Origin of the sequence: Marinomonas algae (assembly GCF_047525555.1) — a bacterium.
GTDB lineage: Bacteria > Pseudomonadota > Gammaproteobacteria > Pseudomonadales > Marinomonadaceae > Marinomonas.
Genome location: NZ_JBLIXK010000001.1, coordinates 765,719 through 785,749, shown reverse-complemented (window position 1 = coordinate 785,749; position 20,031 = coordinate 765,719). Strand labels below are relative to the sequence as shown.

16 protein-coding genes are annotated in these 20,031 nt (G+C 43.8%); 4 read left to right on the top strand and 12 right to left on the bottom strand.

Features of this window, described 5'->3' with window-relative positions; genetic code table 11:
* Positions 1-135 precede the first annotated feature (135 nt).
* Both ACMUMQ_RS03665 and ACMUMQ_RS03660 read left to right on the top strand, forming a co-directional pair.
* Positions 136-543 (top strand): DUF2914 domain-containing protein, encoded by a 408-nt coding sequence (locus ACMUMQ_RS03665; protein WP_414680653.1) that lies wholly within the window; start codon positions 136-138, stop codon positions 541-543.
* Between the two features lie 86 nt (positions 544-629).
* Complete coding sequence (locus tag ACMUMQ_RS03660; protein ID WP_317004919.1) at positions 630-962, top strand: DUF1904 family protein; 333 nt, start codon at positions 630-632, stop codon at positions 960-962.
* Between the two features lie 67 nt (positions 963-1,029).
* Here ACMUMQ_RS03660 and ACMUMQ_RS03655 read toward each other — a convergent pair whose 3' ends face one another.
* From ACMUMQ_RS03655 to aldA, 4 genes are all read right to left on the bottom strand, one after another.
* A complete protein-coding gene (locus ACMUMQ_RS03655; protein ID WP_414680652.1) occupies positions 1,030-2,661 on the bottom strand; it encodes a GMC family oxidoreductase in 1,632 nt (543 codons plus the stop codon).
* A gap of 11 nt (positions 2,662-2,672) precedes the next feature.
* Positions 2,673-3,911 carry a mandelate racemase/muconate lactonizing enzyme family protein gene (locus ACMUMQ_RS03650; protein WP_414680651.1) on the bottom strand — a complete coding sequence of 413 codons (1,239 nt, stop codon included), beginning with the start codon at positions 3,909-3,911 and terminating at the stop codon, positions 2,673-2,675.
* Positions 3,908-5,203: an MFS transporter gene (locus ACMUMQ_RS03645; RefSeq protein ID WP_414680650.1), complete on the bottom strand. Its 1,296-nt coding sequence runs from the start codon at positions 5,201-5,203 to the stop codon at positions 3,908-3,910. Before ACMUMQ_RS03645 ends, ACMUMQ_RS03650 begins: the two co-directional genes overlap by 4 nt.
* Positions 5,204-5,392: 189 nt before the next feature.
* A complete protein-coding gene (gene aldA / locus ACMUMQ_RS03640; protein WP_414680649.1) occupies positions 5,393-6,823 on the bottom strand; it encodes an aldehyde dehydrogenase in 1,431 nt (476 codons plus the stop codon).
* Positions 6,824-7,186: 363 nt separating this feature from the next.
* Here aldA and ACMUMQ_RS03635 point away from each other — a divergent pair, with 363 nt between their 5' ends.
* The gene (locus tag ACMUMQ_RS03635; protein ID WP_317004915.1) at positions 7,187-7,948 is read left to right on the top strand and encodes an IclR family transcriptional regulator; all 762 of its coding nucleotides are present in this window, start codon (positions 7,187-7,189) and stop codon (positions 7,946-7,948) included.
* A gap of 77 nt (positions 7,949-8,025) precedes the next feature.
* On the opposite strand, the gene astB is transcribed toward ACMUMQ_RS03635, so the two are convergent.
* The 4 genes from astB to astA (ACMUMQ_RS03615) all read right to left on the bottom strand — a co-directional run bounded on the left by astB (position 8,026) and on the right by astA (ACMUMQ_RS03615) (position 13,102).
* Entirely contained in the window at positions 8,026-9,372 is a 1,347-nt protein-coding gene (gene astB, locus ACMUMQ_RS03630; RefSeq protein ID WP_414680648.1) for an N-succinylarginine dihydrolase, read from the bottom strand.
* A 36-nt stretch (positions 9,373-9,408) separates the two neighbouring features.
* The gene (astD, locus tag ACMUMQ_RS03625; protein WP_414680647.1) at positions 9,409-10,881 is read right to left on the bottom strand and encodes a succinylglutamate-semialdehyde dehydrogenase; all 1,473 of its coding nucleotides are present in this window, start codon (positions 10,879-10,881) and stop codon (positions 9,409-9,411) included.
* 68 nt (positions 10,882-10,949) lie between these two features.
* Complete coding sequence (gene astA / locus ACMUMQ_RS03620; protein WP_414680646.1) at positions 10,950-11,993, bottom strand: arginine N-succinyltransferase; 1,044 nt, start codon at positions 11,991-11,993, stop codon at positions 10,950-10,952.
* A 95-nt stretch (positions 11,994-12,088) separates the two neighbouring features.
* Positions 12,089-13,102 carry an arginine N-succinyltransferase gene (gene astA / locus ACMUMQ_RS03615; RefSeq protein WP_414680645.1) on the bottom strand — a complete coding sequence of 338 codons (1,014 nt, stop codon included), beginning with the start codon at positions 13,100-13,102 and terminating at the stop codon, positions 12,089-12,091.
* 154 nt (positions 13,103-13,256) lie between these two features.
* Here astA (ACMUMQ_RS03615) and ACMUMQ_RS03610 point away from each other — a divergent pair, with 154 nt between their 5' ends.
* Complete coding sequence (locus tag ACMUMQ_RS03610; RefSeq protein ID WP_414680644.1) at positions 13,257-13,478, top strand: DUF1653 domain-containing protein; 222 nt, start codon at positions 13,257-13,259, stop codon at positions 13,476-13,478.
* A gap of 64 nt (positions 13,479-13,542) precedes the next feature.
* Here the strand turns inward: ACMUMQ_RS03610 and ACMUMQ_RS03605 are convergent, their stop codons facing one another.
* The 4 genes from ACMUMQ_RS03605 to ACMUMQ_RS03590 form a co-directional block, all read right to left on the bottom strand.
* A complete protein-coding gene (locus ACMUMQ_RS03605; protein WP_414680643.1) occupies positions 13,543-14,523 on the bottom strand; it encodes a LysR family transcriptional regulator in 981 nt (326 codons plus the stop codon).
* Between the two features lie 122 nt (positions 14,524-14,645).
* Positions 14,646-17,738: an efflux RND transporter permease subunit gene (locus tag ACMUMQ_RS03600; RefSeq protein WP_414680642.1), complete on the bottom strand. Its 3,093-nt coding sequence runs from the start codon at positions 17,736-17,738 to the stop codon at positions 14,646-14,648.
* Positions 17,738-18,853 carry an efflux RND transporter periplasmic adaptor subunit gene (locus tag ACMUMQ_RS03595; protein WP_414680641.1) on the bottom strand — a complete coding sequence of 372 codons (1,116 nt, stop codon included), beginning with the start codon at positions 18,851-18,853 and terminating at the stop codon, positions 17,738-17,740. Before ACMUMQ_RS03595 ends, ACMUMQ_RS03600 begins: the two co-directional genes overlap by 1 nt.
* A gap of 171 nt (positions 18,854-19,024) precedes the next feature.
* Entirely contained in the window at positions 19,025-19,933 is a 909-nt protein-coding gene (locus ACMUMQ_RS03590) for a LysR family transcriptional regulator (protein ID WP_414680640.1), read from the bottom strand.
* Between the last annotated feature and the right edge of the window lie 98 nt (positions 19,934-20,031).

Here is a 20,031-nt window from a genome sequence, read left to right as displayed (position 1 = left end):
CAAATCTCTCATTTTATTTACGTTCTTTTCAGCTAACTTGTCACAAATACTTTTGTAAAATAAACGATTCAAAATGCTTTTTTTTGAGTCGTTTATTTTTTATTGCTCCTATTTCAAGACACTAAGGATTTAATTATGGTCAAAGTGCTAACCCGAGTTCTCCTTACTGGCATGTTATCGTTTGCGATTGCTACGCCTGTCTTGGCTGAAGGCTTCGTTGCTCGTGCTCAATTCTCGACAGCGGTTATCGATCGTGAACCCATTGATGATATCGGTAATGTTGTAAAAGTGGAGTACGGTGAAATTCAACGTGTGTACTTCTTTACGGATTTGCGAGAAATGTCTGGGCATCAAGTTGTTCATCGCTGGAAGTTAGACGGTGAAGACCAAGCGGATGTAGCGTTTGAAATTGGTGGTGATCGTTGGCGTGTATGGTCAAGCAAACGTCTGATGCCAGGATTTGATGGTACATGGAGTGTCGATGTGGTGTTGGACGGTCAAGTAATTGATAGCCGTTCATTCGATTATGTAGATGAATATTAAAAAATGGTGCATCCTTAAACGATAAGCTTTTTGGTCATTGAGAAATAGGAATGACCTCGATGTAACGCTATTGATTAAGGATTACTATGCCTCATTTACGTGTTCGTGGACTGTCTTTTGATGAGTTAGAATCAGTTGCTGATATTCTCATTGAAAGTATGGCCGAAATAACCGATACACCTAATTCTCACTTTACGCTTGAATACCAACCGACGACCTATCTTGTCATGGGCGGTGCTTCTCCTGCTTATCCATTTTTCGATATTTTATGGTTTGATCGTGGTGATGAAATAAAGCAAAAAGTGGCTTCTTTGATTGAGGAACTATTTCGACCTTTAGTGGACAGCGGTCAAGATATTACCGTTTTGTTCCATGATATTAAGGGTAAGGATTACTACGAAAACGGTGAACATTTCTAAAAAAACGCCTTCTTAAAAGAAGGCGTTTTTGTTTGTAGAGCAATGAAATATAGGCTTAGCAGTCGAATTATTCGCCGTGATCTTCTCTCACCATCTCAGCCCCTTTTTCCGCCACCATCATAGTGGGAGCATTAATATTGCCTGAGGTGATGTTTGGGAAAATCGATGCGTCGATGACTCTAAGTCCGTCCACTCCGTGTACTTTTAAACGATTATTCACGACCGCACTGTCTGGGTTTGGCCCCATGGCGCATGAGCCACATAAGTGGTAAATCGACCCTGCATTCTCACGATAATATTTCATCATGGATTCATCATCATGCACGGCTGTTTTACCCGGAATCACTTCTTCTTCGGTGATTTCTTGCAGCGCTTCAGTGTCCATCAATTTTCGAATTAAACGACTGCCTTGCAATACTTCTTCGTAATCTTCCTTGGTCGATAAGTAATTTGGCTTTATGAGAGCAGCATCTTCAGGGTTATCTGATGCGACTTCTATGCTGCCTCGACTGGTTGGTCGACAGGAGTTAAATGCCACTAAAAAACCAGAGTATGGATCTGGGTTCATGCTGGCATTTGGGTCGTTCGGAATACGATAAGAGATCGGATTGAAATAGAGCTGAATGTTCGCCAAAGGGCTGTCTTCAGAACCTTTCAGAAAGCCACCCGCCTGATTCACACTCAAAGAAAGAGGGCCAGTGCGATTCAATAAATATTGTCCAAGCGCTTTTGCTTGAGACCAATAAGAAGAGAACACATCATTAAGCGTCTTCACATTGGCGCGATAGTAATAGCTGACACACAAGTGGTCTTGGAGGTTTTGGCCGACCGCAGGAAGGTGTTGCTTCACAGCAATGTTGTTTTTCTGCAATAACGCCTGATCACCAATGCCTGAAAGCTGTAACAGCTTAGGTGAATCCACCGCGCCCGCACAGAGAATTATTTCCCGTTTGGCATGGTAGCTTTCTGTCGCGCCTTGATTGCGCGACTTGTGTTTGGCTAATACACCGACAGCCTTATTGTTCTCATCGAGTAAGACTTTTTCGACCATGTGAACGTGCTTCATGGTCAAGTTAGGGCGTTGTAATGCAGGCTTTAAGTAAGCTGTGTTACTGGAATCTCGTTGGCCATTTTTAATATTGGCTTCATAGACGCCTGCACCTTCAAAATGCTCACCATTAAAGTCATCATTCAACGGATAGCCTAATTCTTCTGCCGCTTTTAAGTAGTTCTGGCAAATCGGGTGGGCGTCGTCCTTCATCGGAAAAATGCCCATCATGCCTTTGCTAGAGTGGTACTCTGTATCGCCAGCAGGGTGTTGCTCCAACTTTTTGAAGTAAGGCAACACATCTTGATAAGACCAACCTTCATTGCCAGCCGCTGCCCAATCATTAAAGTCAGCAGCTTGACCACGTACATAAATCATCGCGTTAATCGAACCTGAACCACCCTGAACTTTACCTCGTGGAGCATAAAGTTTGCGATTGTTCAGTTCAGCTTCTTCTTCGCTGTAATACATGTAGTTGTAAGTCGGGTTGTAGTAAGTCTTTGCAAACCCGACAGGAAGCTTAATCCAAGGGGAAACGTCTTTGCCGCCAGCTTCAATCAGCAGCACAGAAAATTTCCCTGATTCGCTGAGTCTATTGGCGATAATGCACCCTGCAGACCCAGCACCGACAACAATAAAATCGTATTCCACTTTTATCTTCCTTACTTCGGTGCTGGTACTTTTTTCCAGTCGTCTGAAGATTGTTCTTTTACATCATAAGGTCTTGGGTCCATCGATAGATGAAGTGTTTTACCTTTATATGGAGAACATGCTTTGACGACATCCATGTTTAATTCAACGCCCAATCCAGGCTTTTTAGATGGAATGATGTAACCATCACGCCATTCGATTTTCTCTTTCAGAACTTCAGCATGGAAGCCATCCCAAGTTCCAATACTTTCTTGGATTAGGAAGTTTGGTGTTGCCGTTGCAAGCTGAATACTTGCGGCAGCACCCACTGGGCCATTGTATAAATGGGGAGCGATTTGCGCGTAGTACGCTTCAGCAATACCGGCAATTTTCTTGCCTTCTAAGATACCGCCGACACGTCCTAAGTTCATTTGCAAAATAGACGCAGCGCCATTTTTCAGCACATCATGGAATTCATATTTTGTGGTTAAGCGCTCGCCGGTAGCGACAGGGATGGTTGTTTTAGCGGCAACGCGTCCCATGGCTTCATTTTGTCCTGGTGGCACTGGCTCTTCGAACCACATAGGATCGAATGGCTCAAGGTATTTCGCCAAGCGAATCGCAGAAGCTGGCGCCATTTGACCGTGTGTGCCAAAGAGTAGATCACAGCTATTTCCTACTGCTTCACGAACGCGTTTGCAGAAGGTCGCGGACTTTTCCATTGCTTCCAATGACAGCATGTAACCAGAGTAAACAGAGTAAGGGCCAGCTGGGTCGAATTTGACCGCAGTAAAGCCTTGCTCTTTGGCGATAATGGCCGCTTCAACAGCCAACTCAACATTGTCATAGTTGTAGCTACCATCTCTGTCTAGCGGGTAAAGATAAGTGTAGCAACGCAGCTTATCGTGGATTTTTCCGCCAATTAATTCATAAACAGGCTTGTCTGCCGCTTTACCTATGATATCCCAGCAAGCCATTTCTAATCCGCTGACAATACCCATCATTGTGAGGTCTGGGCGTTGAGTGAAGCCACTTGAGTAAGCTTCACGGAAAAAACGTTCCACATGATGAGGATCATGTCCTTTTAGGTAGCGATCGAATACATCGTCTATGGCTTTACTCACCACTTCAGGATGAAAGGTTGCAGCGTAAACTTCACCGATACCTTCTATGCCGCAGTCGGTGTGTAAGCGGACAAAGATCCAATACATTCCGCCAACGTGAGGAGGTGGTGTTGCTACAATGTGTGTTTCGCAGGAAGTAACTTTCATGCTAGTACCTTTTTCCTTTTCGTCATGTTTCTGAGTTTAAGAACGGTGAATACGCCAATAAAACCAGTAATTGAGATATAACCAAAGTAAAGGTTATAAACGGTTATGCCTTCATAATGAGCAGCGATGAAGCTGTAAATTTGAGGCAAGAAAATGTCTGGTGTATAGGCGATAAGTGAAATAATACCAATTGCTAACCCTGTTACATGCAATGGGATATGACAGTTATCAAGTATTGACCAGTATAGACCTCGAACAGCGTAGGTCATGACGCCTATGAGAAGCACAATGGCTAATAACCCATAAACGGTATTTAGTTGTGGAAAGAAAATCATCATTATCAGTCCCAGAGCAGATACGCTCATGGCTAGTGCTAATATATTTTCTTTACCAAATTTGTCTCCTAAAAAGCCTGCTCCAATGCCACCGATTGGGCGCATCCAGAGTTTTGCAACCGTAATAAAGCCTGCTGTAACAGCGGTAACCTCATAGCCTTCTTGCATAAAAGCAGAGAAGGAATAAGTGGCCCAAAACAATTGATAACCACATAAAATCACAACCGCCACTAGCCATACTTCTGGTATTGATAACAGCGTTTTAAAGTCACGGATCAAGTTGCCTTTTGTTGTAACTTTTTGCTCATCATCTTGCTTAGCGTCGCTTGCCTTTAGGAATAAAAAGATTAATACACCAACAGCAATACAGAAGTATGAATACATATAAATCACTTTCTTAAGCGCTAATGTATTACTGCTAGCATCCACTTCAATTGTATAAGCAAAGATAGAAATAGCGATGGTAGCCAAAACAGCCTCTACAAGACCTCTACCACCGTCTAACATGCCAAAAAATCGTCCTTGTTCATTTGGCTTAGCTAGAATTTTGACACCTTTAATCATCGATGCCCAAAATGTCAGACCTGCGAATATGCCCCATGACATGAATATGTAAACTAAATACTCTTTTGATGGGATAGAAGCGAACCAAAGCCCTAAAGCGCCTGTTCCCACCATCGAGATAGTAACTAACATACGAGGCGTTAACCTGTCTGCTAACCAGCCACTTGGGAGGTAACAAACAAAATACATCACACCTAGCATGGAATAATAGTTTCCTAAATCTCCTGACGTTATTTGAAAGGCCTCCAAAATAGAAGTTTCAAAGTTCTGTCGCAGATAGAGCAATGGGTAAATTGCGCCAGCTGCTAAAAGAAGTAAAAGAAACTGAAAGTATCGTTTTAATTGATCATTTTTTTCTTCGCGGTTCAAAACCTTAGCTTGAGTGTCTAACATTTTTTTTATCTCTATCAATTGTTGTTTTTATTAAGAGCATTTTTGGTCTTTAGGTGTGTCTGCTTTGCTCTATCTTGGCAAATGTCAGGCACAGACCGATTAGCAGCACGATCTTTTGTGATTACATCAAAATGAAATCACAAAAGCCGCGCCGCTAAATTTTTTATAACAGTAAATAAATTCGAAAAATTAGTAGTTCAATACAACAAGTCGAGTTTGAGTAAACTCCAACATGCCGTGTTTGCCATCATCTCCACCTAGACCAGAGCGTTTCCAACCAGCGTGGTAACCTTGATAAGGATCAGAAGGTGTGCGGTTGATGTAAACCTCACCTGCTTCGATGTTGTTGGCGACTTTCATAGCAGTACGGTAGTTTTCTGTGTAAACCACAGACGCCAAACCAAATTGGTGGTCGTTTGCTAGTTCCAATGCTTCATCAATGTTGCTGTATTTCAATACAGGTAAAACAGGCCCAAAGATTTCTTCTTGAACGATTTCCATATCTTGGCGGCAATGAGTCAACAATGTAGGTGGGTAGAAGTGGCCTTCGCCTTCTGGGATATATCCACCAAGTTCTAGCTTCGCGCCATCATCAATGGCACGCTCAACCATTTGATGGATATTCAAACGTGCATTTTCATTGATAAGTGGTCCCATGAAAGTTGGGTTGATCGCACGATCACCAAATTGTCTTTCTGTTATTTGAACGCGAAGTAAATCAATGAATTCGTCGTAGATGGACTCATGAACATACACTCGTTCAATCGCAGTACAAAGCTGTCCACAGTTTGTTGTTTTAGAGGCAACAATATCTTTTGCTGCTTTTTCTAGATCTGCATCGGCTTCAATAATCGCAGGTGATTTACCGCCCAGTTCTAGAGACGATTTTGCGATGTTTACTTGAGAGTATTCCAAGACTTTTCGACCCGCGCCAACGCTACCCGTTAAGGTAATCATGCCAACTTTAGGGTGAGTACAAACACTTTCCGCTGTGGCGTGATCCATGGTTAGGATATTCACAACACCAGCCGGAATACCTGAATCTTGAATCGCTTTGGCAATTTCAAAAGCAGAACAAGGTGTGTTGTTACTTGGGCGAACCACTACAGCATTGCCTGTAATCAAAGCCGGAGCGATTTTGCGCAATAGCGTATACACAGGGTAGTTAAAAGGAATAAGGCATGCGACAACGCCAATAGGCTCACGTTGTAGCAATAGGTTTTCATTCGGTGTGTCACTCGGGATGATTTCACCTTCAATACGACGCGCCCATTCTGCATGGTAGCGAGTAATATCGGCCGCGTAGATAGCTTCGTTTGTTGCGTCTTCTAAGCTTTTTCCAGATTCGTTTGCCAGTGCTTGTCCGATGGCGTCTTTACGAGCTACTAGGGCGTCGGCCAATTTATGCATGTAACCAGCACGTTCAACACTGGTAAGTTGACGCCAGCCTTTTTGAGCGGCTGCAGCGATATCAACGGCTGCCAATGCATCAGTTGTAGATGCAGCAGAGACTTGTGCAATGGCTTGGCCAGTAACTGGGCTGTATACAGGAATGGTGACGCTGTTGCTGTCAGAATCATTGTAAAAAGCGTTATTTACAAAGTTTTGATCGGTTCGCATTTTAGAATACCTTCACTATGAATGGGTGGATGGTAAGTAATAGGTGGATAGTAAGGTGGCATCTTATGTGAGTCAAAAATAATTCTATATAGAGAATTATTATTTCAAATATGAAAATAGTGATGTATATTTTTGTTTTTAAAGGCTAATTTCATATTGTTTAGTGAGATTTTGGCTCTTAGTCTTTTCTATTTTAAAGGTCGAAAACTCTGTAATGCCTTATTTTAAAAGGGTTGGCTCTAATGAGTAAAAAATGAAGTTTTGGCTACTTTATAGAATATTTTTTAACAGCCTGTCTGAAGGCGAGAAAAAAGCCGATTTTAATAAGTATTTTTTCGTATATGGAATAATAGCGGAGTGAATATGGCTCAGAATGAAAAATCCAAAGCTCCAGCGGTAGATGGTGCTGTCTTAATTATTGATCTTTTGGCAAGCGCTGGCTTTCCATTAACCTTATCGGAGATCTGCGAGCAAACAGGGCTGCCTTCCGCCAGTTGTCATCGTATTCTTAATGCCTTGTTAGACCATCAAATGGTAGCGTTAAATATGAGCCGTAAAAAGTCGTATTCGATCGGCTCGAAAATCTTTCAAGTGGCTTCCACTATTTACAGTAAGCAGAGCTTGATTCCTTTCTTTTACCCCATCGCAGAAATACTAAAAAATGAGATTCATAAGCCTATTTTTTTGAGTATTCCTGTGGGTGATACCGTAGTTGTTGTCTCTAAGTTAGAGTCCTCTTTGAATAGCGCGTTTAATTTGCATATTGGCCAAACTCTGCCTTTGTATTCGTCGGCATCTGGTAAAGCGATTTTGTCTATGTACAGCGAAACTCAGCAGCAGAATTACTTAAATGGGCAAAAGCGAGTGAACCCTAAGATCGTAGAGGAGTTGCCTAAAATTAAGGAAGACTTAGGCCGAGCAAAGCGATTAGGCTATGCGGTTAGTCAGGGTGAAATAGAGCATCATGTGAGCAGTATTGCTGCGCCAATTTTGAATCTCAGAAATGAGCCTATCGCCGCCATTAGTACAGGAATCAGTGATGAATTTCTGTCGGATCAGAATGCGCGAGATTATTCAAAAAGGCTGATACAAGCCGCTCGTCAATTGTCGTCACGTATCGTTTAAGCTGAGGTACAAAAACAGAAAAGCCTTAAAAAGCGTTCGGATTTTTTAAGGCTTTGTTCAGTTAAGGCGTGAAAAGCTTATTGCTGGAATTCGTAGACACTGCCAAGTTTTAGAATTTGAGTTAACTCATCTAAAGCGTTTCGGCTTTCAATAAGCAGCATTGGATCAGCAAGATCTGCTTCTCTCAATTCATCACGGTAATGTTTATCCACCCAAAGATTTAGTCGATCAAACAAAACATCGTTCATCAATGTGGCTGGGTTGATTGCGTTACGTTCCGCTTTCGTTAAAGCCACTCGCAAACGTAGACATGCAGGCCCACCGCCGTTGCTCATGCTTTGTTTAAGATCAAACACCTTCACTTCATTGATTGGCGATTTACTCGCAACTAAATCGTTTAAATAAGCCCAAACAGCAGGATTGTTCTCACACTCGCCAGGCACAACCAATACCATGTCATTATCGCCACGGCTTAGCAGTTGGCTGTTGAACAGGTAAGAACCTATGCAATCGTCTACTGAAACAGCGCTGCTTGGCACTTCGATCAAATGAAACTCAGAAGCTCTTTCACCCCAAGCCGCAAGCAAGTCTTGCTTCATTTTTGCCGTATCAAGAAAAGCTTCTTGGTGATAAAAATGCGCGTTGCGATTACCAACCGCAATCACATCGTTGTGGAAAACTCCGGTATCGATCACTGCTGGACTTTGCTGTGCATAAACTACTTGGCTTTCAGATAAACCATGCGTTCGAGCCACAGCTTGAGATGCTTCTAGTGTGTGTCTCGCTGGGAACTTTGTCGGGCGAGGTGCCTTTTGATTAAAGGCTTCCATACCATAAACAAAAAATTCTATTCCTTGTTCGCCATATTGGTCACAAAAACGAGTGTGGTTTGCCGCACCTTCATCACCAAAGCTCTCAATACTCGGTAAAGCAGGGTGATGAGCAAAGTGTGCTTCGTCATTGAAAGTCGCTTGCAAAATAGCGCCAGTGGTTTCATGTTCAATTGAGCGATGGAATTTACTCGCTAAGTTCGCTGGTGTGAAATGCACGCGTCCGTCAGATGTGTCACCACTTGGCGAAACAGTGGCCGCGTTAGCTGTCCACATGCATGACGCAGAGCTGACCGCCGCTAACAGCTTAGGGGCTTGTTTTGCGACTTTCTGTAAAACATCGGCATCGCTGCCTGTGAAGCCAAGTTTGCGCAGCGTTGGCATGTGTGGGCGTTCATGGGGTGCTAGAACACCTTGCACAAAACCCATATCCGCCAAAGCTTTCATTTTAGTTAAGCCTTGCTTCGCTGCGGCTTTCGGGTTGGAAGCGCGAGCCGAGTTATTCAATGAAGCGACATTACCAAAAGAAAGGCCGCTGTAGTTGTGGGTTGGGCCCACTAAGCCGTCAAAATTGGCTTCTGTTGCTTTATTCATAATCGATTCTCTGTTCATTTTTAGTGGCGACTAAAGTTAAAGTGTTAAGCCGTGCCCAAGCTTTTCAGGCATGCTCAAACTGTCGGCTTCGATGCTCGAGACAGGGTACGCACAATAATCGGCAGCGTAATAAGCACTTGCTCTGTGGTTGCCGCTGGCGCCTGTTCCACCAAATGGTGCGCTACTTGCTGCGCCTGTTGTTTGGCGGTTCCAGTTGATAATGCCGGCACGGCTGTGTTGTAAGAACCACTCATATTCCGCTTGATCGTCCGATAGCAAACCTGCAGATAAGCCAAATTGTGTATTGTTGGCAATCGTCATAGCTTGATCTAAAGAATCGTAACGGATCACGGTAAGTAGAGGGCCGAAATATTCCTGATCTGGTAACTCGCTCAGCATGTTTGTAGCATCCACAATACCGGGTGTCACAAAGCCAGTGTTGCTGTCGCCGCGAGTCATTTCGAGCAATGGCTCAGCTCCTAACACAACCAGTTTTTGGTACGCTTGCATTAATCCGTCAGCCGCTTGAGCGGATACGACAGGGCCCATGAAAGGCTGTTTTTCTGCATCGAAACGGTCAATGCGCAATGCTTTCGTTGCTGTAATGAGTGATTCTAAAACAGCGTCTCCAAGTGCCCCTTTTGGTAGAAGTAAGCGACGAGCACAAGTGCAGCGTTGACCTGCTGAAATGAAGGCCGATTGGATGATTTCATGCACCGCGGCTTTTTGGTCGGCTACTTTTTCAGAAACCAATAGCGGGTTATTTCCGCCCATTTCTAGAGCCAAAATCTTACCTGGGTGCCCGGCAAAATCTTTATGCAGAATATGACCAACTTGTGGACTACCTGTGAAAAATAAGCCATCGATACCTTGATGATTCGCCAACGCAACGCCAGTTTCTCGCTCACCTTGAACCAAGTTAAGCACGCCTGCTGGTAAGCCAGCTTGCTCCCACAATTGGATGATAAGGTCAGAAGTGGCAGGTGCCTGTTCACTTGGTTTGAATACCACTGTGTTACCCGCAATCAGTGCTGGCACTATGTGGCCGTTCGGCAAATGACCTGGGAAGTTATAAGGGCCAAATACGGCAACAACGCCATGAGGACGATGACGTAATCGAGCGGTTGCACCTGGCATAGGCGTGGTTTTTTCGCCTGTACGCTCATGGTAAGCCTGCTTAGAAATAGCGACTTTCCCCACCATAGCGGCGGCTTCGGTACGCGTCTCCCAAATTGGCTTGCCGGTTTCTCGGCTAATCACAGTGGCAATGGCTTCGCTGTTTTCTTTTACCAATGCGGCAAAGGCATCAATGATGGCAAGACGCTCTTCAAGCGGGCGGTTTGCCCATGTTGGGAAGGCATCTCGTGCAGCGTGAATCGCTGAATCAACTTGTTGAGCTGTGGCGCTGTTTGCTTGCCATACTTGGCTTGCATCTGCTGGATCAATAGAGCGAAAAGCATTGCCTTCGCCTGCGAGCCATTGACCATTAATATAATGTAACTGTTTCATGATAACCCCTTTATGGAAGCCTTGTTCTTTGAGGTTCGACAAAGGCTTCTTTCCGTAATAGTTGAATGTTAGCGACTTGTGTTTGGAGATAGCTCCACCACACGAACAGCTTCTTCCGCCTTGATTTGAAGCGCGTCAGCTTCTTCTTGAGTTAACTTTATCTCTTCTACAGGCGATGTGGCGCGCTGAACCAATATGCATCGAAAGTCCGTTACCTTGGTATTGGAAACCAGATAATGGCTGCCTTCTTCGGATTCAGTGTGTTCACCTATTTCAACGGAACATAAACGGCTGTTTCGCACAGCTCGAATGTCTTCCACTCTGGCTTCTAGGCTTGGGCCGCCGTCAAAAATGTCCACGTAGTTTTCATAGCGGAAGCCTTCTTGTTCTAAAAGGCGACGTGCTGGCGCGGTATTGGTGTGAACTTCGCCCAACACGTCACGAGCTTCTTTTGGTAATAGATTGACGTATACAGGGTTGTTCGGCATTAATTCAGCGATGAACTGCTTGTTGCCTTGTGTTGTTAATTCGTCTGCTTTAACAAAGTCGATAGAAAAGAAGTGGCGTCCTAAACTTTCCCATAAAGGCGACACACCGTTTTCATCGCTCACGCCACGCATTTCTGCGAATACTTTTTCCGTGAAGCGCTCAGGAAATTGCGCCATAAACATGAAACGGGCTTTAGACAATAGTTGTCCGTTTTTAGAATGGCGATAGCCTTCTTCCAAAAACAAGGTACAAATTTCACTGCAACCAGTGAAGTCATTGTTTAGGATCAGAGTTGGAACCGCGTTATGTACGCCAAGCTCGCGAGAGGCGTGGGTGATTGTGCCTAAGTGGTAACTATAGAAAGGTTCTTCTAAACCGACGGTCGCCAATATGCCGCAAGTGCCGACAACTTGGCCAGTGGAAGAGTCTTCTAGCACCATTAAATAGTCTTCTTCTGATGGCGATGTCACTTCTTCTTTGGAAAAAGAGCGTACGGCGCCATCGATTTTCTTTTGTAGAATGGCTTCATCTGCGACCAAAGAGGTAAAACCTATTCCGGTTTGTTCTGCAAGTCGGTAAAGCGACTTCAGGTCATTTTGATTAATTGGGCGTATGACCATCATGATTGTATTCCTCTAAAATCCAGTAAATCTGCTGTGATAATTTTTTGTGATGTCTTTCATTGAAGTGGCACCACAAAAACTCATAAAAATTGTGTTTAAAGCTTCGCCCATTGGATGCGATGACCCGGTGAAACGGCCAAGTGCTCTTGGGTTGCTTCTTCTAAACTTAAGCCTGCTGCTTGGTATTCTGCGCGAGCGGCAGTGGCTCTAAAACTTTCTAAATGACCTGCTGCGATGATGTGTATTGGGCCTTTAGATGTATCCGTTAAAGTTAACGCCTTACCTGTTTTTTGATTGGCAACGGTTTTTAGGCTTTCTGTTCGTGCTTCAATGGTTGGGCCTGCGTCAAAAATGTCTACATAACCGCGGAACTCAAACCCTTCGTCTAATAGTATGTCTGCGCTTTGGCTGGAGTCTTCGTGGATGACGCCAATCACATCTTGAGCGTTTTCCGGCAGTGTCGGCACATAAATTGGGTAGCGTGGCATTAAGTCGGCAATAAAATGTTTATTACTCACCCCTGAAAGATAGTCCGCTTTTTGGAAGTCCATGGAAAAAAAGTGCTTTCCAAGAGCGTCCCAAAACGCTGAATAGCCATGCTTGTCACTTTCGCCACGCAACTCAACAAAAATACGCTTTGTAAAACGCTCCGGATGACGAGCAATAAAGAGCAATCTTGCTTTTGATAACAAGGACATAGCTGTTTGGTTTTGGTGCGCTTTGTCGACTACTAAAGCAATCAGGCGGCTGGTGCCGCTGTAGTCGTGACATAAAAATAGAGCAGGGATTCGGTTGTGAATTTGCAATTGTGGTGATGCATGAACCACTTCATCAATGCGATAGCTGTAAAAAGGAGTATCAATACCGACCATTGCTTCTATGCCACAGCAGCCAACGATTTCATCTGTGCTGGTATCAACCAGAACAAACAAGTAGGATTCATCCCCCGGCTGAACAACGTCCATTTGGAAGGATCGACGAGAAGACGCAATTTTATCGTTCAGTCTGTCTCTGTTTGCAGGGAAGTTGGTAATGCCGATGCCAGCTTGTTGAGCAAGGCGTTCTAGTGCGGGAAGGTCAGCAAAGTCAACTGGACGTACTAGATACATAGGAAAATCCTGAAATCGGTTAATTGGCTAGTTATGTGTTCATTATTGCTGAGTTACAAAAAGGGCGTAAGAGCAAAACTTTCTAATTAGCGACAGTTTTTTCTGAATGATGGCTTATTTTAGTCGATTTTTAAAAAGTATAGAGAGTTAGAAAATGAAGCAAGGCGTTTATCAGCATTATAAAGGTGCGGAATATTGGGTTGAGCGTGTGGTAAAACACAGCGAAACAGAAGAGAGTTTGGTGATTTATCAAGCCTTGTACGGTGATTTTGGCTGGTGGGCAAGACCATTAAGCATGTTTAAAGAATCCGTTGTTATCAACCAAGAGAGCATTCCCCGCTTTGAATGGGTGAGAGTTGAACGCGGTGCTGTTTAGTTAAGACTGAGTCGTTTATAAATGAAAGCCCTGACTGGTGACAGTCAGGGTGATTAAACCAGTGTTAAATTGGCGGATGCATCCACGGGGATTCACGCATAAAGTGGATGATTTGCTCTCTCAGCCAACGATGCGCTAAATCATTATTGAAGCGCTCATGCCATAAAATATGAATAGGAAGACGACCTTTATTCTCATCCAATTCGATCACTTCTTTTGGTACAGGCAAAACCTTTACTTTCGTAATCGCGCCTTGCGGACACATTACCTGCAAAAATAAATCACCAATAGATCGAGATGTCACCAAAGCCATACCTTGTTTTACGGCCTGCATAGTGGCCATCAAACTGTCGGTTTCTAAGGTAGGTTGAAGTTTGTAGCCCTTTTCTCTTAGCTTCTGCTCCGTTCTTGTAAATGAACTTTTGCGGTTATGTCGCCAATGAGGTTTTACCACTTTATGATCGAGCAAGTCTTGTAATGATGCTTCGTCTTGGTGGAACAGTGGGTGAGCTTCGCCTAAAACGATACAGCCTTCCATGTGGCCGACCAATTTACTGCGAATGTTTCCTGGTGTGTCGTTGTGTCTAATAATGCCAAGGTCAACGTGACCAGAGATAAACTCTTCAAACTGGGAATCGCCCCATGAGGTGATAGCGAGCCTTACGCCAGGCGCTTCATTCTGTATGGAGGTTAACAGTGGTTCGATAAAGTTCTCTAAATCGCCTTCTTCAACGCGTAGCTTAAAGCGACGATCAAGGCTCTTTAAATCCAAGGTGTTTGGACTCATCAACTCAGAGAGAGAGCTTAAAATAGGCTGTATTAAGTCGTGTAATTCAGAGGCTCGCGCTGTCGGTGTTAAACCATAGGCTTGACGAGTAAAAAGAGAGTCTTTAAATAATTCTCTTAATCTTTGTAAGCTTTTGCTGAGCGCAGGTTGAGTGACGCCAAGTTTCTCTGCGGCTCTCGATACGCTGCCTTCTTCCATGATGGTAGCAAAGGCGACGAGTAACTTAATGTCTAATTTTAAGATGTCGTCTAGTTGCATAAGGTTCCCTATAGAGTGGAATGCTCTGTGTGTTGTAGGTAAGTAAAGAGCTTTGACGCAAATGGGTCAAAGCTCTTTTAATCCCTTCAGTCATGACTGATTTGTCGACGTTTTAAGATCGATTAATCAAATTCATTATGTGGGCGATACTTCACTCGGAACATGAGTGCATAAAACACAGGGACAGCAATCAAGGTCAAAATGGTTGCGAACCCTAGTCCGAATGAAATAACAACGGCCATGCCTTCAAAGAAAGCGTCGAACAATAATGGGATCATACCCAAAATAGTTGTCACCGCCGCCATACAAACAGGGCGTACACGACTCACTGCTGAGTTGAAAATCGCCTCGTATTTTTCTGTACCTTGTTCAAGTTCATAGTTAATTTGATCGGCCAAAACGATACCGTTTTTCACCGTCATGCCCGATAGACTCAAGAAGCCTAGCAATGCCATGAAGCTAAACGCCGAGTTCATCACAAGCAAGCCAGTAGAAACACCGATCAAGGCCAAAGGCACACAGAACCAAATGGTAAGTGGCACACGAACCGAGTTGAACAGCAACACGGTAATGATGAACATAAACAAGTAACCCATTGGTAAGGCACTGAAAATATTCGCTTGTGCGTCTGTACTGCTTTCATATTCACCACCCCATTCTAAGTTGTAACCTGCTGGAAGCTCGATGGCTTCAACATCGCCACGAATACGGCTGAATACAGCCATAGCCGTTTCGTCACCTAGAATATTAGGGTCTGCCATTACGGTAATGGTACGTTTACGATCAAGACGTTCGATGATTGGATTTTCCCATGTGGTTTCAAACCCAGACACCAAGGTTGAAAGCGTTACATACGAGCCAGAAGACGGACTGTAAATCTGCAAGTCACGAATTTGGTCGATCGACAATCTTTCGTTCTCAGGAACCGTTTGCATGATAGGCAACAAATCTGTGCCTTCACGATACAAGCCGATACGAGAGCCGGTGAAGTTGGTCAACAACACATTATCTAGGTCGGTTTTACTGATTCCCAAACGGCGTGCTTGAGCATCATTGAAAATAGGGCGAAGCACTTTCACTGGCTGACGCCAATTATCTTTAATGCTTTCTAGGCCGCCGTCTGCTCGGTAAATCTCTTGGATTTGAGCACTAAACTGACGTAACAGTTTAGGGTCTGGTCCACTGATGCGAGCTTCAATTTTCGCACCGCTTGCAGGCCCTAATTGAAGACGCTGTAATTTCACTTCTAGCTCAGGGTAGTCTTCCTTCATTTTGAAATGAAGCTCCTTGAACAGCTGTGGAATTACTTCTTTGTTTTTTGTGCGGACAATAAACTGAGCATAACTAGAGTTTGTCTGCTCTGCGTTGTAGGTCAACATGAAACGCAATGCGCCTTGTCCCGTTGTGGATGTTACGTATTCAATACGATCATCTTCCAGCAACTCTTTCTCAATGCTCGACACTTTCGCGTAAGTATCGTCAATGTGCGTGCCTTCCGGCATCTGCACGTCCATGTAAAACATTGGCGTTGTTGAAGGCGGAAAAAATTCTTGTTTTACAAATGTAGTGAAAGCCCAAGCAGATGTAAACAAACATCCAATCAATACGATGACAGTGAGCCAACGGTAATGCATGGCCTTGTCTAACAACCACTTATAACCTGTGAATATGAAGCCCTTGTATGGATCGACTTTCTCTTGTTCTTGCTCGTCTTCATTGTCTGATTTTGCAATGGATTCTTTGAAGAATAGATCGCAGAAAAAAGGCGTTAGTGTTATGGCTGTAATCCAGCTTAAGAACAATGAAATGAGCAATACATAAAAGAGTGAGCCAACAAATTCACCTACAGAGTCCGGAGACAAACCTATTGGTGCGAAGGCCATAATTGCGATGACAGTGGCGCCTAATAAAGGCCACTTAGTTTGTTTTACCACAGAGCTTGCCGCTTGGAGTTTTGTCATACCACGTTGCAAACCGATGAGTATGCCTTCGGTTACCACAATGGCGTTATCGACCAGCATCCCGAGGGCAATAATCAAACCACCTAACGAGATTCTTTGTAGGTTGATACTGAAGTAATCCATGACGATAAAGGTGCCAAGAATGGTCAGCAACAAGATAAGACCGATCAAGATACCAGAGCGAACCCCCATGAAAACCAAAAGCACAAGAATAACGATGCCGACCGCTTCAACTAGGTTCAGCAAGAAGTTAGAAACAGAGCGATCCACTTCTTTTGATTGGAAATAAATAGCATCCATTTCCATGCCAACTGGCTGTTGGTATTTAAGTTCTTCAATGCGGTTTTCTAGTTGTTCGCCGATTTTTACTACGTTCACACCAGAAGAGAATGAGATACCCAACAACAGGGATTTCTCACCGTTGAAGTTCACCAAATGTGTTTGAGGATCAGAGTATTCACGTTTGATCGTTGCAACGTCACTTAAGCGAATGAGATTGCCATCGATCGGTTTACCTATGATGAGGTTTTCTAATTCAGAAATGTCTTTAAATTCGCCAGTTGGACTAATGCGAACGTACTCGCTGCCCACTTTGACACTGCCAGCATTAGATACGCTGTTTTGGTTCGCCAATAGAGTTTGTAATTGGCTAGGCGCAATGCCCATATTGGCTAATTTAGAACGTGAAATTTCAATCGTAACCTGTTCGCTTTGTTCACCGGCAACGCTTACTTTCGCAATGCCATCCACCAAAACAAGCTCACGCTTGATGAAATCAACGTAATTCTCCAAGTCTTTGTATGGATAGCCGTCACCATGAATGGCCAGCATAACGCCGTATACATCACCGAAGTCGTCGTACACAGTTGGCGTGCTAACACCACTTGGGAAACCGCCAGAAATATCACTGATTTTCTTGCGGACTTCATCCCAAATTTGTTTCAGCTCTTTGGCACGGTACGTGTCTTTAATCGTTAATTGAACTTTTGAGTAACCCGCTTTTGACGTGGAGGTGATTTTGTCCACATAAGGTAGGTTTTGAAGCTCGCGTTCAATCGGGTAGGTGACTTCTTCTTCCACCTGTTCTGGTGAAGCACCTGGGTAGGTTGTGATGATCAAGGCGTCCTTGATGGTAAACTCAGGGTCTTCTAATTGTCCTAAACTGGTGAATGCTAAGGCACCACCAATCAGAAGAATCAAGGTGACCATCCAACTGGTAACCTTGCGCTTCATGAAATACGCTGCAATATCCATTATAGACCTCTCTCACGTGTCCAAGGACGAACTTGCATTGACTCTGTGAGAGTGTGAACGCCAGCGGTTACAACGCGATCGTTCTCTTTAAGGCCTTCGACGACCTCAATGGAATCACCTTGTAAAACACCGAGCTTCACTGGGCGAGATTCGACTTTATTCGTGTTTTCATTGAAAACCCAAACAGCGCTTTCTGATTTTCCTGTTGTGGTGTTTTCGTGACGCAATACAGCTTCAACAGGCACAGTGTAATGCTTCATTTCGCCTAATAGCTGGTTCAAATCCATATCGACGTTGGCAGTCATGCCTGGTAAAAGCGTGTGCACACCTTTGTCTTTGCGAATTAGGTTTAAGGTTACATCGTACGCTTTGGTGTTTGGATCAGGTGTTGTTTTATGCTCTTTATAAGAACCAAATAGAAGGTCTTCTGGTGCTACGTCAACAACGACTCTTGGTGTGTAATCTGATTGAGTAGAGCGAATGCTCACAACCAAACCTTCTGGTACTTGGAAGTCGACTTCTAACTTGTCTATGTTCTGAATATGCATCAGCTTTTGTGTCGCGCTGACATATTGGAAGTTTTCAGTATCAACAGACGCGATAACACCATCAAATGGTGCGTAAACCTTGGTGTATTTAAGTTGATTTTTTGCTGTTTGAAGCGCGTTATTCGCTTGGTCTAGCGTGGCTTTTGCAGAGTCATACTGAGAGCGTGTTGTCGCATTTTGTTCCAGCATGGTTTGAATTCGTTTGAACTGGGATTCCGCTAAACTTTGATTTGCTTGTGCTAATTCAATTTGTAATTGGAAGTCAGTTGGGTCAAGCGTCGCCAACAAATCGCCTTTTTTAACTCGCTGCCCAGACGTCGCATCCAACTTGATAATTTGACCGCCAACGCGGAAAGCCAAGTCTACTTCTTCACTGGCCTGTAATTCAGCAGGGAAGCGACGAATATTGACAGCATCGGTGGATTTGATAGTGAGGAGTTTGACTGGACGAATGATTTCTTTTTCTTCTGTTGCCACATCAGCTTCATCAGATGAACAGCCAGCCAGTAATAACGCTAGGGTTATTGCAGCGCCAGCCATCATATTTAAGCGCGTTACGCGATTCATGCATTGCTCCGTAAATTATTTGAAAATAGTAAGATGAAAGTATTTTATATCTCTTGAATACGGATATGAATTTTTAAATATATATTAAAGATATTCCTCTGAAGGAATATCTCTATGGGTGGGCGTGAGATTTCTTGATGTGGTTTTATCAAAAAGTGATGAATTATCAAGCTATTGAGTCTTTTCAAGTTCCTCTAGGAAGGTTTCTAACACCAGATTCGAGCGTGCACCTTTTCGGGTGATTGAAGAGAATTGCGTCACATAATGACATTGTGTTGGCAAAATGGCGCGCATGCGGCCATCACGAATCCAGCGTTCTGCAACGTGGTCTGGCAAAAAGCCAATATAACGCCCCGTTAAAATAAGAAAGGCGATGCCTTCTCGGTCTGTAGCGGTTGCGCTGGCGGTGAGCGGTTGATGTTGTGTTTTGATTTCTGGCGTTTGTGCATAAGCAGGCAACACAGCATCAAAATCTTTGAGTTTTGCTTTCGATAGTTGTTTGTCGTCTACGGTGAAAAGTGGGTGAGTGTCACTGCAATAAAGTTTGGATTCTTCTTGATAAAGATGACTGTAGTCTAGTCCACTGAGGATTTTCAAATCAGGCACTATGCCGATGTGCAATGTGCCATCCAAAACACCTCTTTCCACGTCGTTTGGTGGAATCATCCGAATGTTCACAGTGACCTGAGGGCCTTTGTCTTTAAGTCCAGCCAAGGCTTTGGTAATTCGTGTGTGGGGCAAAGTCACTAAGTTGTCTGTGATACCTATGTTTAATTCGCCTTTCAAATGCTGATGTAACGCATTGATGTGAGTGCGAAAATCTTCAATGGACGATAAAAGTTGCAAAGTGTGTTCATAAACTTGGCTGCCTTCGTTCGTCAGAGAAAATCCTGATCTTCCTCGCTGGCAAAGGCGGAACCCTAATCGTGTTTCCAAATCTGAAATGGCAATGCTAATGGCAGCTCGGCTAATGTTGAGTTCTACTTCGGCGGCGGAGAAACCACCAGACTCAACGACGGTTTTAAAGATTCTTAAAATCCTGAGGTCGGCGTCACTGACTTGGCTATTAAACTTTTTCATGGCGTTGCCTTTTGCGGTTTGAGTTACATCATTTGGATGATATTTAGTTAACTAAAAGATTAACTAAGAGTTAATAAAATAGACTTTTTATAATCTAT

What these genes read in the sequence shown, in the direction of transcription:
- ACMUMQ_RS03665 (WP_414680653.1), top strand. Translation starts at nt 136, where the DNA reads ATGGTCAAAGTGCTAACCCGAGTTCTCCTTACTGGCATGTTATCGTTT.
- ACMUMQ_RS03660 (WP_317004919.1), top strand. Translation starts at nt 630, where the DNA reads ATGCCTCATTTACGTGTTCGTGGACTGTCTTTTGATGAGTTAGAATCA.
- ACMUMQ_RS03650 (WP_414680651.1), bottom strand. Translation starts at nt 3,911, where the DNA reads ATGAAAGTTACTTCCTGCGAAACACACATTGTAGCAACACCACCTCCT.
- ACMUMQ_RS03645 (WP_414680650.1), bottom strand. Translation starts at nt 5,203, where the DNA reads ATGTTAGACACTCAAGCTAAGGTTTTGAACCGCGAAGAAAAAAATGAT.
- aldA (WP_414680649.1), bottom strand. Translation starts at nt 6,823, where the DNA reads ATGCGAACCGATCAAAACTTTGTAAATAACGCTTTTTACAATGATTCT.
- ACMUMQ_RS03635 (WP_317004915.1), top strand. Translation starts at nt 7,187, where the DNA reads ATGGCTCAGAATGAAAAATCCAAAGCTCCAGCGGTAGATGGTGCTGTC.
- astB (WP_414680648.1), bottom strand. Translation starts at nt 9,372, where the DNA reads ATGAATAAAGCAACAGAAGCCAATTTTGACGGCTTAGTGGGCCCAACC.
- astD (WP_414680647.1), bottom strand. Translation starts at nt 10,881, where the DNA reads ATGAAACAGTTACATTATATTAATGGTCAATGGCTCGCAGGCGAAGGC.
- astA (WP_414680646.1), bottom strand. Translation starts at nt 11,993, where the DNA reads ATGATGGTCATACGCCCAATTAATCAAAATGACCTGAAGTCGCTTTAC.
- astA (WP_414680645.1), bottom strand. Translation starts at nt 13,102, where the DNA reads ATGTATCTAGTACGTCCAGTTGACTTTGCTGACCTTCCCGCACTAGAA.
- ACMUMQ_RS03610 (WP_414680644.1), top strand. Translation starts at nt 13,257, where the DNA reads ATGAAGCAAGGCGTTTATCAGCATTATAAAGGTGCGGAATATTGGGTT.
- ACMUMQ_RS03605 (WP_414680643.1), bottom strand. Translation starts at nt 14,523, where the DNA reads ATGCAACTAGACGACATCTTAAAATTAGACATTAAGTTACTCGTCGCC.
- ACMUMQ_RS03600 (WP_414680642.1), bottom strand. Translation starts at nt 17,738, where the DNA reads ATGGATATTGCAGCGTATTTCATGAAGCGCAAGGTTACCAGTTGGATG.
- ACMUMQ_RS03595 (WP_414680641.1), bottom strand. Translation starts at nt 18,853, where the DNA reads ATGAATCGCGTAACGCGCTTAAATATGATGGCTGGCGCTGCAATAACC.
- ACMUMQ_RS03590 (WP_414680640.1), bottom strand. Translation starts at nt 19,933, where the DNA reads ATGAAAAAGTTTAATAGCCAAGTCAGTGACGCCGACCTCAGGATTTTA.